The sequence below is a fragment of the Phycicoccus sp. Soil802 genome, assembly GCF_001429605.1.
Classification (GTDB): Bacteria; Actinomycetota; Actinomycetes; order Actinomycetales; family Dermatophilaceae; genus Pedococcus.
The window spans coordinates 41148-55147 of the sequence record NZ_LMSS01000002.1; the positions used below are offsets into that span (position 1 = coordinate 41148).

General features: G+C 72.4%; 13 protein-coding genes. 5 read left to right on the top strand and 8 right to left on the bottom strand.

All coding sequences use genetic code 11. From position 1 onward, the window contains the following. Positions 1-61: 61 nt before the first annotated feature. On the top strand, positions 62-3034 hold the full coding sequence (locus ASG91_RS03705) for a helix-turn-helix transcriptional regulator (protein WP_082593891.1): 2973 nt from the start codon (positions 62-64) through the stop codon (positions 3032-3034). Here ASG91_RS03705 and ASG91_RS03710 read toward each other — a convergent pair. Next, positions 3027-3887, bottom strand: a complete 861-nt coding sequence (locus ASG91_RS03710; protein ID WP_056921302.1) for an Fpg/Nei family DNA glycosylase — start codon at positions 3885-3887, stop codon at positions 3027-3029. The genes ASG91_RS03705 and ASG91_RS03710 overlap by 8 nt on opposite strands. Before the next feature lie 82 nt (positions 3888-3969). On the opposite strand from ASG91_RS03710, the gene ASG91_RS03715 reads away from it, so the two are divergent. Further along, on the top strand, positions 3970-5415 hold the full coding sequence (locus tag ASG91_RS03715; RefSeq protein WP_056921303.1) for an MFS transporter: 1446 nt from the start codon (positions 3970-3972) through the stop codon (positions 5413-5415). A gap of 19 nt (positions 5416-5434) precedes the next feature. Here the strand turns inward: ASG91_RS03715 and ASG91_RS03720 are convergent, their stop codons facing one another. The 4 genes from ASG91_RS03720 to ASG91_RS03735 all read right to left on the bottom strand — a co-directional run bounded on the left by ASG91_RS03720 (position 5435) and on the right by ASG91_RS03735 (position 9268). Continuing rightward, positions 5435-6523 (bottom strand): App1 family protein, encoded by a 1089-nt coding sequence (locus tag ASG91_RS03720; protein WP_056921304.1) that lies wholly within the window; start codon positions 6521-6523, stop codon positions 5435-5437. 9 nt (positions 6524-6532) lie between these two features. Next, the gene (locus ASG91_RS03725) at positions 6533-7183 is read right to left on the bottom strand and encodes a hypothetical protein (RefSeq protein WP_056921305.1); all 651 of its coding nucleotides are present in this window, start codon (positions 7181-7183) and stop codon (positions 6533-6535) included. A gap of 81 nt (positions 7184-7264) precedes the next feature. Beyond that, positions 7265-8044, bottom strand: coding sequence for a GAF and ANTAR domain-containing protein (locus ASG91_RS03730; protein WP_056921306.1), 780 nt, complete (start codon positions 8042-8044; stop codon positions 7265-7267). A gap of 54 nt (positions 8045-8098) precedes the next feature. Continuing rightward, entirely contained in the window at positions 8099-9268 is a 1170-nt protein-coding gene (locus ASG91_RS03735) for an endonuclease (RefSeq protein WP_056921307.1), read from the bottom strand. 160 nt (positions 9269-9428) lie between these two features. On the opposite strand from ASG91_RS03735, the gene ASG91_RS03740 reads away from it, so the two are divergent. Next, positions 9429-10214 (top strand): fructosamine kinase family protein, encoded by a 786-nt coding sequence (locus ASG91_RS03740; protein WP_235545385.1) that lies wholly within the window; start codon positions 9429-9431, stop codon positions 10212-10214. A 50-nt stretch (positions 10215-10264) separates the two neighbouring features. On the opposite strand, the gene ASG91_RS03745 is transcribed toward ASG91_RS03740, so the two are convergent. From ASG91_RS03745 to ASG91_RS03755, 3 genes are read right to left on the bottom strand one after another with little or no spacing between them, the layout of a single operon-like run. Then, positions 10265-10768, bottom strand: a complete 504-nt coding sequence (locus tag ASG91_RS03745) for a DUF664 domain-containing protein (RefSeq protein WP_056921308.1) — start codon at positions 10766-10768, stop codon at positions 10265-10267. Positions 10769-10813: 45 nt separating this feature from the next. Further along, entirely contained in the window at positions 10814-11908 is a 1095-nt protein-coding gene (locus ASG91_RS03750) for an S-adenosylmethionine:tRNA ribosyltransferase-isomerase (RefSeq protein WP_056921309.1), read from the bottom strand. Beyond that, entirely contained in the window at positions 11905-12663 is a 759-nt protein-coding gene (locus ASG91_RS03755) for an SDR family oxidoreductase (RefSeq protein WP_082593892.1), read from the bottom strand. The genes ASG91_RS03750 and ASG91_RS03755 overlap by 4 nt, the downstream gene beginning before the upstream one ends. A gap of 68 nt (positions 12664-12731) precedes the next feature. Between ASG91_RS03755 and soxR the strand changes: the two genes are divergently transcribed. Both soxR and ASG91_RS03765 read left to right on the top strand, forming a co-directional pair. Then, positions 12732-13199 carry a redox-sensitive transcriptional activator SoxR gene (gene soxR / locus ASG91_RS03760; protein WP_056921310.1) on the top strand — a complete coding sequence of 156 codons (468 nt, stop codon included), beginning with the start codon at positions 12732-12734 and terminating at the stop codon, positions 13197-13199. 7 nt (positions 13200-13206) lie between these two features. Then, positions 13207-13929 carry an endonuclease/exonuclease/phosphatase family protein gene (locus ASG91_RS03765; protein ID WP_056921311.1) on the top strand — a complete coding sequence of 241 codons (723 nt, stop codon included), beginning with the start codon at positions 13207-13209 and terminating at the stop codon, positions 13927-13929. The last annotated feature ends 71 nt before the right edge of the window (positions 13930-14000 follow it).

Sequence of the window (14000 nt, forward strand, 5' to 3'; positions counted from 1 at the left end):
GGCCTCGTGCCGCACCGATCTGCCGACGACGACGGACCAGTCACGGGAGGATGATCGGTGCATGGATCCCCCACGACCACTGGTGGGACGCACAGCCGAGCAGGCGCACCTGCGCGGCGCACTCGACCGAGCGGTCGCCGGGGAGCCGACGGCGACGCTCCTCCACGGCGAGCCCGGCATCGGCAAGACCACCCTGCTCAGGGACATGGTCGACCAGGCGACAGCTCGGGGGTTCCACGTCCTGTTCGGCCAGTGCCTTCGCTTCGGCGCCGAGGTGACCACGCACCTCCCGTTCACCCAGGCGTTCGATCGGTGGGCGCGTGGCGTGGGATCAGAGACCGTTGATCGGGTGTTTCCCGGGGCAGCGTCCGGCCGCGGGTCGCCGCACTCTCTGGGCCACACCCTGGGCCTGGCTGCCGAGACAGGATCGCAGGGCATGTTGTTCCGGCTGTCCGGGGCCGTCGACCAGCTGGCCGACGACGGGCCCACGTTGGTCGTGGTTGACGACCTGCAATGGGCCGACCCGAGCTCCCTCGATGTCCTCTCCTTCATCGTCGCCGGCCTGCAACGGTCGCAGCACCTCGTCCTCGCGCTCGCGTACCGGGACACCGAGCTGGGCGATGGCCACCCGCTGCACTCGTGGCTGGCGGACCTGCGCCGCGTGAAGGGGATCGCCCGCTTCCAGCTGGCGCGCCTCAGCTTCAGCGAGACGGAGCAGCTCGTGGTCGGGCTCTCGGGCGTCCCCTTCGACCTGGCGATGAGCGAGAGGGTGTTCGCGCGGTCGGAGGGAAACCCCTACCTGTCGGAGCTGATGGCAGAGGGAGGCGGTGACGCCGATGGGCGCCAGGGCGGGCTCGCCGAGGCGCTGCTCGCCTCCTGGCACCGTCTCGGCCCCACCGCGAGGGCGGTCACCCAGCTGGTTTCCGTCGCCGGGCGTCCCGTCGCGTTCCGGGTCCTGCAGGACCTGGCCGTTCGGCGAGGTCTGGCCGGCGAGGAGGTGGCAGCGGCGGTGAGCGAGTCAGTCGGTGAAGGCATCACGATCCTCCAGGGCCACGGCGACGTCTGGTTCCGCCACCCCCTGCTGGCCGAGGTGATCGTGACGACGCTGCTGCCGTGGCAGCTGCCCGAGGTCCACCGGGCCTTCGCCGCGGTCTGGGAGGAGGCCGAGGATGTCAGCGATGACGAGCGGGCCACCCACCTCGCCCTGCACTACCGCGCGGCCGGGGACGCCGAACCGGCCTTCCGATGGGCCCTTCGGGCTGCGGACGCAGCCCTCCGTCTCCGCGCGATCAGCGAGGAGGCAACGCACCTCGCGACGGCTGCCGAGCTGGTCGAGGCCGTACCGGCCGAGGCGCGGCCAGCCACGCCCGAGCTACTCACGCGGGCGGGGCGGTGTCTCATCGCAGCGGGTAGGCCGGCTCTCGCCCTGGAGCTCTACGCCCGGGCCCTCTCGGCCGTTGATCCGCAGGAAGAGCCCTTGCGCGCCTGCCGCGTCCTGATGGCGCTGAACTTCGCGCTCGGCACGAACGTGACGGGCACCGCATCGGCGTCAGTCTCTGATTTCCAGCGTGCCGTGGCCCTGACCGAGCTGTTCCCGCACTCGAGGGAGCGTGTCCTGGCACTGGCCCACCTGGCCAACTTCGAGGTTTTCGAGGGCATCGACTCCGGGATGCACCACGCTGAGGAGGCCGTGCGCCTCGCCGAGGAGCTCGGCGAGGACGATGCCCTCGCTTGGGCCCTGGTGGTGCGAGCGCAGACGCGCTGGGGCACCCGCGCAGGCGTCGTCGACGCAGAACGAGCCTGGGCACGGGCTCGGGCGGTCGACGACACGGAGCTGCTCATCCGGGTGTCGGTCAATGTCTGCAACAGCTACGAGTCGGTGGGACAGCTCGCGGCGTCGGCGGCGCTGTCCCGCGAGGTCCATGCACTCATGCGAGAGCGGGGCAGCGCCCAGGGCATCTCGTGCACGGGGGCGCGGGCAGCCCTGACGCTGGTCCAGCTCGGGGGGTGGGATGAGGCGAGGTCCGTCATCCGCGAGACGCTGGCCCTGCGACTGGACACCCGGTGGGGTGCAGCCGCCCGCTGCGGGGCCGCCGTGCTCAGCGCGCTGGAGGGTGACGTCGCCGCGGCCGAGGCGCACCTGTCCCGGGCCAAGGAGCTGATGCCGGTCAGCAGCATGGGTGACGAGTTCAACCTGTGCGAGATGATCGTCGCCATCGAGCTGGGGCGGCCTCGACGTGCCCTCGAGCTCGTGGAGCGGTGGATGACGCCGTCGGTGGCCCTCGATCCCGCAGCCGCCGATCAGCTCCTCCAACTCGCAGCGCGGGCCGCCGCCGATCTTGCCGAGGGCGCCGAGGGCGCCTCCGACGCGCCAGGTCCCACGGCGATCGCCTGGCTGCAGCGGATCGAGTCGCTTCGTGGCGACTCGCCACCGCGGTATGTGCCGTCGGGGCCAGACGACGCGCTGCATCCGGCGTGGGGCGCGCTCTTCGCTGCCGACCGCGCGAGGTGCCACGCGGAAGACCGCATGATGGTGCCGCTCTGGCAGGCGGCGGCCGAGGCCACCCATGACGCCGGCCTTCGGCTCGAGCACGCCCGTTCGCTGTACCTCCTTGGTCGGTCGCTGCTGGGGGAGCCGAAGGGTCGCGAGCAGGCCGCCGACGCCTTGGGCCGGGCGATGGCCGTGGCGAAGGAGCTCGGAGCAGCGCCGGTGGTGGCACTGATCGAGCAGCTGGCCCTCCAGGCCCACCTCGTGGTGCTCACGCCGGATGTGGGTGAGCCGTCCGGCGACGGGTCGCGCGACGTGCTGGCGGGCGTCACCCTGACCCGCCGCGAGGCTGAGGTGCTGGACCATCTCGTGGCGGGCGAGACCTACGCGCAGGTGGCGCGCCGACTGTTCATCAGCGAGAAGACGGTGAGCTCCCACGTCTCCAGCCTGCTCCGCAAGACCGGCACGACGAGCCGCATCGCGCTCGCCGCTCTCGCGGTGCAGTCGAGGAGCACGCCGAGCGATCGCCTCGACCGGGCTACTTGAGGAGGCGGGACATCCGGCGGTCGGCGAGCGGCTTGCCGCCGGTCTGGCAGGTCGCGCAGTACTGCAGCGACGAGTCGGCGAACGACACCTCGCGCACGGTGTCGCCGCAGACCGGGCAGATCTGGCCGGTGCGGCCGTGCACCCGCATGCCGGCGCGCTTGGCGTCCTTGAGCTCCTTGGCCGGCTTTCCAGACGCGGTCGCGACGGCGGCAGCGAGCGTTTCGCGCAACGCGGCATACAGGCGGTCGGTGGCCTCGGCATCGAGGCTGGACGCCATCGCGAACGGCGACATCTTCGCGACGTGCAGGATCTCGTCGGAGTAGGCGTTGCCGACACCGGCGATGAAGGCCTGGTCACGAAGCAGGCCCTTGATCTGGGAGCGCCGACCGGCGAGCAGCGCTCCGAACGCCTCGCGGGTGAACTCCTCGGCCAGCGGGTCGGGGCCGAGCGAGGCGATGCCGGGCACGTCATGAGGGTCGCGCACGAGGTAGGCGGCGAGCCGCTTCTTGGTGCCGGCCTCGGTGAGGTCGAAGCCCGAGCCGTCGGAGAACCGGGTGCGCAGCGCGATCGGCGACTTGCCCGGTCGCAGCACGGTGTTGGGCACGGCATCGGACCAGCGCAGCCACCCGGCGCGGGCCAGGTGGAAGATCAGGTGGACGCCGTCGCAGTCGATGTCGACGAACTTGCCGTGCCGAGAGACGCCGTCGACCGGGGCGCCGGTGAGCGCCTGCGGTGGGGGGTCGAAGGTCTTGAGCACCGAGAACGACCCGAGCTCGACACCGGTCACGGCCAGCCCGACGGTGCGCTCGGCGAGGAAGTCGACGAGCGCCTGGACCTCGGGCAGCTCCGGCACCCGCCCAAGTCTGGCAGACCGCCGGTCACGGAGCCGGACTTCCGTTGCGGTGCGACGATGTGCCCATGACGACAGCGGCAGCATGACGACAGAAGTGGCCCCGCACGAGCTGCTGCGACTGAAGTCGCACGGTGGACGCCTGGCCCTCGCGACCACGGTCCTCGGCAGCGGGATCGCCCTGCTCGACGGGACGATCGTCAACGTCGCGCTCCCCACGATCGGCCGCGACCTCGACGCCGACCTCGCCGGGCTCCAGTGGGTGGTCAACGCCTACGCCCTGACGCTGGCCGCGTTCATCCTGCTCGGCGGCTCCCTGGGTGACCGGTTCGGGCGACGGGCGATGTATGCCGTGGGCGTGGCCGGCTTCGGCGTCGCCTCCGCGCTCTGCGCGCTGTCACCCAGCGTGGAGGTGCTGGTCGCCGCCCGGGCCGTGCAGGGACTGTGCGCGGCCCTGCTGGTGCCCGGCAGCCTGGCCATCCTCCAGGCCTCCTTCCACCGGGACGACCGGATGGCGGCCATCGGCGCGTGGACCGGCCTGCTCGGGGTGGCGTCGGCGTCGGGCCCCGTCGTCGGCGGCTGGCTCGTCGAGCACGACTGGCGGTGGGCCTTCTGGCTCAACGTGCCGCTCGCCGTGGTGGTGGTCGCGCTGGCGGTGAAGTTCGTGCCCGAGTCGCGGAACCCGTTGGCCAGCAAGCACATCGACCTCATCGGCATCGCCCTCGCGGTGGTCGGGCTGGCTGCGCTCACCTACGGCCTCACCGCCCTGTCGGACGGGGTGAGTGTGCGTGCCGTGGTGGTCGGCGTCCTCGGCCTGCTCGCCCTCGCCGCCTTCGCCTGGGCCGAGGTCCACGCCCGGGCGCCGATGGTCCCACCCTCGCTGTTCGCCAACCGCGTCTTCACGACGATCAACCTGGTCACGCTGCTCGTCTACGCGGGGCTGTCGGCCGCGCTGCTCTTCCTCGTGCTCTTCCTGCAGACCGTGGCCGGCTGGTCGGCGCTCGAGGCCGGGGCCGCGACGCTGCCCCTGAGCATCATCATGCTGGTGCTCGCGCGACGGTTCGGCACGATGGCTGCACGGTCCGCCCCCCGCCCCTTCATGATCGGCGGAACCCTCGTCGCCGCAGCGGGATTCGCCCTCCTCGCCGTCGCCCCGCGTGACCCGTCGTTCGTCCTGCACGTGCTGCCCGGCATCTCGCTGGTGGGCCTCGGCCTGTCGATGACGGTGGCACCCCTGACCGGCACCGTGCTGGCCGCAGCACCCGACGAGCTCGCCGGAACGGCCAGCGGGGTCAACAACGCGGTGGCGCGGACGGCCGGTCTCCTGGCCGTCGCGGCGCTGCCCCCGCTGGTCGGGCTCGGTGGGGCCGACTACGCGTCCGCCGACGCGCTCGCGCCCTCCTACCGCGTCGCGATGATCGTGTGCGCCGGACTGCTCGTCGGCGGCGCCGCGCTGACCGCGGTCGGTCTGCCCTCGCGCGAGCGCACCCCCTGCGCAGAGACGCCCCACCTCGACCACGCCGCCCGCTGACCCGCGGACCCCGGTGCGGTCAGGCGTCCGGCGCGGTGGTCTGACCCAGGGCCACGCGCAGGAGCCGCACCAGCCCGTAGCCGTCGCCGGCGCGGCATACCGGCACTTCCTTCTCGTGCCGCCCGCGGGCCGGCGTGAACTCCTCCAACGACACCGGTATGCCGTGGGACAGCACCTGCTCGCTCGGTGTCAGCTCGCGGATCGCAATGGCCGCAACGGTGTCGGGCCGCTGCTCGACGAAGTCGCCGTAGATCTTGGGGTCGTGCTGGCCGTCGTCGCCGACGAGGACCCAGCGGATGTGGGGGAACTCGTTGGCCAGCCGGTGCAGGCAGGCGCGCTTGTGGTCCTGGCCCGACCGGAACCAGCCGGTGTTGGTCGGGCCCCAGTCGGTGAGCAGCAGCGGGCCGGGCGGGTAGCCGTGACGGCGCAGGAAACGAGTCAGGGTCGGCGCGGTGTTCCAGGCGCCGGTCGACACGTAGAACATCGGGGCGTTCGGGTGCTCGGCCAGCAGCTCCCGGTACATCGTCGCCATGCCGGGCACGACGTGGCGGGCGTTCTCGCTCTTCACGAAGGTGTTCCAGGCCGCGATCATCGGGCGCGGCAGCGAGGTCGAGATGACGGTGTCGTCGATGTCGCTGATCAGGCCGAACGTCTCGTCGGTCCCGACCACCATCACCGCGGCGGTCGTCTCCTCGGCGTCCACCGACGTCAGCGTCGCCTCGTGCCAGCCGGGCGTGAGCCCGTGGCCGCGCACCTTGGTGTCGATGTAGCCGCTGCGGTCGGTGCGGGTGTGGACAGTCTTGTGGCCCAGGGTGATCGTGACCGGGACGTTCATCGCCGGTGCCGTGATGAAGGCGCGCCACCCCCGGCGCTCGTCCTCGGCCGACCGCAGCTCGGCGGTCGAGGCACCCGCGTCGGCCCGCTCGCCGCCCTCGCTCCGGTCCGCGCGGCGGGTGAGCAGGACGCGTCCGAGGACACGCGCGAACTCCTCCGAGCCGTAGCCGGTGTGCGCCACGATGCGGGTCTGCCACCCGCGGCTGCGCAGCACCGAGTCGACCTGGCGGTGCCAGGCGTCCTCGACGATGGAGGCGGCGTGGGGTCTGGCCATGAACAGACCCTATGGCCTCGTGAGCACCGTCCTGAACTGGTCGACCAGTCGGTCCCCGCTCGCGCCGGGACCGTCGAACTCGAAGACCTGCTCGCCGCGACTGGCCAGCAGCAGCGGACCGCCGCCCAGGGCGAGGTCGCGAGCCAGCTCGAAGTCGTCCGACGCGAGCTCCCGGGCCCGGGGGCTGCGGGCGAAGATCTCGATGGCCGGACCGTCCAGCCCGAGGTCGTTCGCGATCGAGCCCAGGACGCCGGGTGCGTCGAGGGGCAGGCCCCCGACGAAGTACTGGTGCTGCACCGCGCCCAGGACCGTCGACACGGGGAGGTCGGCGGCGGCCAGCAGCGCGATCAGGCAGGCGGCCGGTGAGCCGGCGGCGAACCGTCCGGACTGGACGACCTCGACGTCCACCAGTGAGCAGGCGGCGCTCAGCACCGCGCTCACCGACGGGAGGTAGGCCCACGACTCGGGGTCGTAGATGTCCATGACGTAGACCAGCAGCGTCGACGAGTCAGCGGTCGACGGCGGGGCCAACGGGTTCCCGCCGGCCGTGCGCCGGGACCCTTGTCGGGGCTCGTGGGTGCACCGGGCACCGAGACCCGGAGAGGTCCGCCGGTCGCAGTCGATGACGCCGGCCCGGCAACGGTGGGGGGCACCTCGCATGTCGAATCCTCCTGGGCAACAAAAAAGCAACCGAGTGGCCAGCTGGCCGACCCGGTTGCTTCAGGTGCTTCGGAGACTAGCTCAGATTGCCTCCGAACGGGAAGATCGGGCCTCGGCAACCAGCTGGGCGGCCAGCACGCGCAGCTTGAGGTTCTGCTCCTGCGACTGGCGGCGGAGCAGCTCGAAGGCCACCATCTCGTCGATCTGGTGCCGCCCCATGAGCAGTCCCTTGGCCTGCTCGATGACGGCGCGGCTGGCCATCGCGTGCTCCATCTGTCCGGCCACCTCGCGCGCCCCGGAAAGATCGACGGCCGCTGCCAAGGCGTCCGCGGCGCGCTGGGCCGCCATCCGCACGAGCGCAAGATCGGTGTGGTCAAAGGCATTTCGCGCATAGCCGTAGAGGTTGAGCGCGCCGAAGCGGCGCCCGTCCGACTCGAGCGGAAGGGCCAGCAGGGTCTGCACGTCGCCCGGGTCGCAACCCTCCATGAAGGCCGGCCAGCGCTCCTCGCCACCGGCGAAGTCGACGAGGTTCTCCCGGCCGTTGCGAAACGCGTCGAGGCACGGTCCGTCGCCCACGGCATACTGCACCGCGTCGATCTCGAGGGTCCCGGCGGTCGTGTAGGCGGCGGTGCGCGGACGGTCCTCCATGACGACGGTGACGCCCACGCAGTCGCACCCGTCGATGTTGGCGTTGACCGACTGGACGAGCCGTTCGAGGTAGGGCGTGAGGTCGTCGAGCCCCTCGAGGTTGCCGGCCAGGTCGTCCATCAGGCGGGCCGCAGCACCGAGTCCACGCTGACCTGCGTCGTCGTACAAGGCCTCCGCCTCGCGCGCGTCCTCGTCGGTGGTGTCGATACTCACGGATACACGGTACCCGCAGGTCAGCGGCCCAGCTGAGGCTTTGTCGCGAGGTGGTCACGGCCAGATCGAGGAGACCCACTCGGGGTGGTCGACGAACGGGTTCCGGTTGTGTTGCCAGGTGTCGTAGATGACCTGGTTTCGACGCTTCTCGAAGGCGTCCGGCGGGTCGCCCGCGCTCCACACCTTGAGCACCGTGAGCTTGCCGATGTAGGGGGCGGTGCCGTTGGCGACCGAGTTGTTGGGCTCGAGGTCCGGCCAGCCGTCGTCGCCCTCGTAGCGGATCGCCATGTAGAGGATCATCCGCGCCACGTCGCCCTTGACCGCGTCGCGCGGCTCGAACGAGTCGGCGTCGCGCCAGCAGTCGGAGCACTGGTTGACCGCGGAGCCGCCGTTGTCGAAGTCGAGGTTGCCGCGGTCGCTGTTGACCGTGACGTCCTCGGGGCGCAGGTGATGGACGTCGGTGCCCGGACCGTTGGCGGTGCCGAAGTCGCCGTGGCTCTTGGCCCAGACGTGCTCGCGGTTCCACTGGTCGACACCACCGCCGTTGTCGGACTTGGCGATCGAGCGACCGGAGTAGATCTCGATGACGTTGCTGCTGTTGGCCGGGTCCTGGTCGGTGTCCTTGAGCGCGTCCCAGACCTGGTCGTAGGTCAGCACGGTCTGGTTCCTGATGATCGCGTGCAGCGAGCTGCGCAGCGCCGAGCCGGACTTGCCGAGGGCGCTGGCGTAGTAGGTGTCCGTCGGCGAGCTGGTCGTGGACGTCGGCGGCGGGGTGGTGGTGGTCGGGTCGGGGTCGGGGGTGCCGCCGGTGATCACGGTGGGCGACTTCTGGCCGGGGTGGGCGAAGTACGCCGTCAGCTGGCCGGTGACCGTGACCTTGGTGCCGAGCTTGGCCGGGTTGGTCTTCAGCCCCCATGCCGCGCGCCACTGCGTCGTCAGCTGCACGTAGAGCATCCGCGAGGTGCCCGTCTCGGCGGCGTTGTCCGCCACCGCGATCGCCAGGTCACCGGTGAAGCCGGAGCGGTTCACGGTGTTCGTGGCGACCGGCTCACCGACGATGTAGCCGGTGACCGCCTGGCTCGAGCCGTCCTGGGTGGCGATGGCCTGGGCCACCGTCAGGGGCGTGGCGGCGAGGGCGCTGCGCGCCGTGGTGGCGAGGAAGGCGACGAGCAGGAGGGCGGCGATGGCCGCCAGACGGGGACGCACCCGGATCGTGAGCTGCATGCAGGCACCGTGCCAGCCGCGCGGCATACAGCGGGCGAACGGTGCGTATGCCGTGCGGCTGGGCTTGGCAAAGATCCGGTATGCCGCGCGAGCGGCTCGGTGCCCCCACGCGGTTAGATGTCGGGATGGCCGGCGTGCGCCCCCGGAGGGGGTTCCCCTCGTGAGCGAGCAGCTGCCCGCCGCCGTCTTTCGCAAGGGCAGCCGCTCGGCGCCCCCCGGCTACTTCCGCTGGGAGGCCGCGGGTCTCGCGTGGCTGGGCGATGCGCCGGGTGGGGCCGCGGTGGTGAAGGTGCTCGGCGTGGGGGACCAGCACCTCGACCTGGAGAAGCTGTCCTTCGCCAACCCGGACCCCGCGATGGCCGAGGCGTTCGGGGCGGCCCTGGCGAAGACGCACGACGCCGGCGCACCGGCCTTCGGCAGCCCGCCGCAGGGGTGGGCGGGCGACGGGTTCCTCGGCCCGGCCACGCAGCTGCTGCCGCTGGGGCTGACGCCCGACGAGTCGTGGGGGTCGTTCTACGCCGAGCAGCGGCTCCTGCCCATGCTGACGGCAGCCGTGGACCGGGGGCTCTTCCACCGGCACGACCGGGCCGTCTTCGAGCGGGTGGCGCGACGGCTGCACGACGGGGAGTTCGACGACGGGTCTGCGCCGGCGCGGATCCACGGCGACCTCTGGTCGGGCAACATCGCCTGGACGCCGAGCGGCGCCGTGCTCATCGACCCGGCTGCGCACGGTGGGCACCGCGAGACCGACCTGGCGATGCTGGCGTTGTTCGGCTGCCCGCACTGGGACTTCGTGGTGGGCGGCTACCTGGGCCAGCACCGCCTGGATGCGCAGTGGCACGAACGGGTCGCGCTGCACCAGCTGCACCCGTTGCTGGTGCACGCGGTGCTCTTCGGGGCCGACTACCCGCAGCGGGCCCTCGAGCTGGCCCGCCGCTACCGCTGATCCCGCAACCCGGGCGCCCCCGGGGGTGCTCAGGTTGCGGGACCAGGCGGCTAGGTGACCAGCCCGCGGACGAAGGCGGCCTGGCCGACGTGCTGCTGGTCGTCGTTGACGACACTCACCAGCCGCACCCCGAGGGTGACCGGCGGGTCCCAGCGCTCGTCGACGACGCGGCCGAGGTCCTCGGGCGTGAGTGGTCGGACGAAGTCCACGGTCACCGCGTGCACCGCCTCGAGGTAGCCGACCAGGTCGTCGGGGGTCAGGCCGCGCACCTGCGCGACCTGCTCGCTGGTGTGGCCGTAGCCGGTGTCCTCGGCGTCGAACGGCAACCCGAACCGCTCGTGCCACCCCTCGCGGGTCCAGACCTGCTCGCGGTCCGCCACCGCCGCGACGTGGTCGTCCTGGACCCGCGCGAGGTGCCAGACCAGCCACCCGATCGAGTTGGCCCGGTCGCTGGGACGCTCGGCCAGCTGGTCGGGGGTCAGTCCGTCGACGGCGTCCTGCGCGCCCTCCCGGATCCGGTCGAAGGCGTCGACGAGCAGCTCACCCAGGGTCATGGTCCGGATCCTAGGCAGATCACGCTCCCGGCGCGCCGGGATCGGTCACCGGGGAGCCGGCCCGGGGAGCAGGAGGGCGGAGTCGCCGAACTCGTGCCACAGGTAGCCGCCCCGGGCCGCCCCGTCGTAGGCCCGCTGGGTCAGGTCCCGCCCCGCGACCGCCTCCACGAGGAGCAGGTGCGAGGCCTGCGGGTCGTGCCAGCCGGTGACCAGCCCCGTCACCACCCGGGGCGGGTCGTCGCGCGAGACGACCCGCGCCGTCCAGCCGGTGCGGGGGACGACGACGGGTTCGTCGGACGGCGAGAGCTGCACTGCGGACTCGAGCGCCCGCGTGACGGTGGTGCCCACGGCCACGACCCGGCCACCCTCGGCGCGGGTCGCGTTGACCAGCCGCGCCGTCAGGGCCGAGACCTCGAACCACTCCGGCTGCGGCGCCTCCCCGGCCTCCTGCGACGACACCCCGGTGTGCAGCGTGACGACCGCCAGGCCGATGCCGTGCGAGACCAGGTCGGTCACCAGCTCGTGGGTGAACGGCCTTGCGGCACTGGGCATCTCAGCGCTTCCGGGTCGGCTGGCGAAGACCGTCTGGTAGGCGGACAGGGGGTAGGCCCGGTCGAGGTAGCCGTAGGCGATCGGACGTCCGTACCGGACCAGGTGCTGCTCGAGGGGTCGAGGTCCGCTGACCGCCGCCCTCCAGAGCCGGTTGCCCCGACCGGTCGGGGAGGAGAGTGGCCGGGGATACGGCGCGACGAGGGTGAGCCGTCCACCGCCGGGCAGGTCGAGCTCCGCCCCGGAGTCGGCGTCGAGCACGGAGCGCGCAGCGTCGGGAGCGGACCGCAGCTCGACCACCCAGGTGCCGTCGTCGAGCCTCGTCGCCGCGTGCACGACCACCGGCGCGCGGCCGCGCAGCACGGCGTCGAACTCGGCCGCGAGGGTCGCCGAGTTGTTCACGACCACGAGGTCACCGGGCGTGAGGTATGCCGCGAGGTCCCGGAAGTGGGCGTGCGCCACGCCTTCGTCGGTCGCCACGAGCATCCGCACCCCGTCGCGGGCCAGCCCGCGCTCCTCGGGTGGGGCCGGGGCCGTGGTGTCGCCCGGGCTCGCGAACCGGGTCGACGGCACGACGGACAGGCGGGTCACGCCGTCACCACGTGCGCCGACGAGCCGACCGGGCCGGCTGGACCGGCTGTGCCGGCGGCGAACTCCGCCGCCCGGTAGCGACCGGTGGCCGGACGGGTGCGCAGCAGGGTGCGCAGGGCGGGCAGCACGGACTCCGGGAGCGGCCGGTCGCTGATGTCCTCGCCCGGGAAGGCGGCCTGGTGCATGGCGGTGCGCATGTCACCGGGGTCCACCGCGTAGGCAGCGATCTGGGGGTTCTCCGCCCCGAGCGTGAGGACGACCTGGTCGAGCGCGGCCTTCGACGCGGCATACGCACCCCACCCCTCGTAGTGCTCGACGGCGGCGTCCGAGGAGATCCCCACCAGGATCCCGCCGGCGTCCCGCAGCGCGGCAAGCACCAGCTGGGTCAGGGCGAGCGGGGCCACCACGTTGGTCAGCCACGCGTCGTCGAAGCCTGCCAGGTCGAGGTCCGAGAGCGGCGGCAGCGGCGTGGGGCCGAGCGTGCTGGCGTTGTGGACGAGCAGGTCGAGGCGACCGGTGGCCAGGGCTCGGGCCGCCAGGGCCTCGCGGTGGGCCGGGTCGGTGACGTCGCCCGCGACCGCGGTGACCGTGCCCTGGAGCGGCCCGACCGCGGCGGCCAGCCGTTCCGCGTCCCGGGCGTCGACCACGACGTGCCAGCCGTCGGCGGCGAGGTCCCGGGCGAGGGCCAGGCCGAGCCCGGCCGAGCCACCGGTGACGAGTGCGGTGTGCATGTGGGTGCCTTCCGTTGCGATCACGATCCGATTCCCCCATCCTTGAAGTTAAAGTGAAGTTGAAGTCAAGCCCCGGAACAGAGGAGGAGATCGTGGACACCACGGACGTGCTCACGGTGTCGGAGGTCGCCGCCCGCAGCGGCTTCGCCCCGTCCGCGCTGCGCTTCTACGAGCGTGAGGGGCTCGTCGAGGCGTCGCGGACCACCGGGGGACAGCGCCGCTACCAACGCAGCGTGCTGCGCCGGCTGGCCTTCATCCGCGCGGCCAGCAACGTCGGGCTCACCCTGGAGGAGATCCGCCGCGAGCTGGGTTCGCTGCCCGCCAACCGCACCCCCACCAAGTCCGACTGGCACCGCATCTCGGCGCACTGGCGCACCCGCCTCGACGAGCAGGTCGCGGCCCTCGAGGCGCTGCGCGACAAGCTCGACTCGTGCATCGGGTGCGGGTGCCTGTCGCTGAAGCAGTGCGGCATCTCCAACCCCGCCGACACGGCGGCCACCACCGACGACGCCCCGGGCGCGGCCTACCTCCCGCCGCTGCTGCGGCGCCCAGCCCACTGAGGCACCCGTGCACCTGACCTTGCTCAGCTACAACATCCACGGCGGCGTCGGGCTCGACGGCGCCCTCGACCTCGAGCGGATCGCCGAGGTCGTCGACGACAGCGGCGCCGACGTCGTGGCGCTGCAGGAGGTCGACCGGTTCCGTCGCGAGCAGAGCGCATTCGAGGACCAGCCCGGCCGGCTCGCCCAGCGGCTGGGGATGCACCTCGCGTATGCCGCGAACCTCGACGACGAGCCCGCTCACCCGGGCGCCCCGCGGGCGCAGTACGGGACGGCCCTGCTCAGCCGGCTGCCGCTCGAGTCATCGACGAACGCCCTGCTGCCGTGCTTCGAGGGCAGCGAGCAGCGCGGGCTGCTGGAGAGCACCGTGGTGGTCGACGGCCAGCCGCTCAGGGTGCTGGGCACGCACCTGCAGTGGGACAGCGAGACCGAGCGGACCCGGCAGGCCGAGGCCATCGTCGCCGCCCTCGACGACCGCCCGGTCGTGCTCCTCGGTGACCTGAACACGACACCCGGCTCACCGGCATACCGCTGTCTCGCAGCCCGGCTCGAGGACGCCTGGACCCTCGTCGGGGAAGGCGAGGGGCACACCTTCGACGCCGACCCGCCGCCCCGTCGCATCGACTACGTGTGGGTGGGTGGGGGAGTGCGGGCGGTCACCGCGCAGGTGCTGCCTTCGGTCGCCTCCGACCACAGCGCCCTGCGGGTGGAGGTCTCCGTCCCCGGCTGAGTCCCGGGGTGGGGAGGCACCCCAAGTCAGTCCCAAGTGGCGCACAAGCAGGTGAGCCGACGCTGGTCCCG

Excerpts from the sequence above, each read along its gene's own strand:
- ASG91_RS03735 (WP_056921307.1), bottom strand. The coding sequence starts at position 9,268 with ATGCAGCTCACGATCCGGGTGCGTCCCCGTCTGGCGGCCATCGCCGCC.
- ASG91_RS03745 (WP_056921308.1), bottom strand. The coding sequence starts at position 10,768 with ATGACCCTGGGTGAGCTGCTCGTCGACGCCTTCGACCGGATCCGGGAG.
- ASG91_RS03725 (WP_056921305.1), bottom strand. The coding sequence starts at position 7,183 with ATGCGAGGTGCCCCCCACCGTTGCCGGGCCGGCGTCATCGACTGCGAC.
- ASG91_RS03720 (WP_056921304.1), bottom strand. The coding sequence starts at position 6,523 with ATGGCCAGACCCCACGCCGCCTCCATCGTCGAGGACGCCTGGCACCGC.
- ASG91_RS03705 (WP_082593891.1), top strand. The coding sequence starts at position 62 with ATGGATCCCCCACGACCACTGGTGGGACGCACAGCCGAGCAGGCGCAC.
- ASG91_RS03715 (WP_056921303.1), top strand. The coding sequence starts at position 3,970 with ATGACGACAGAAGTGGCCCCGCACGAGCTGCTGCGACTGAAGTCGCAC.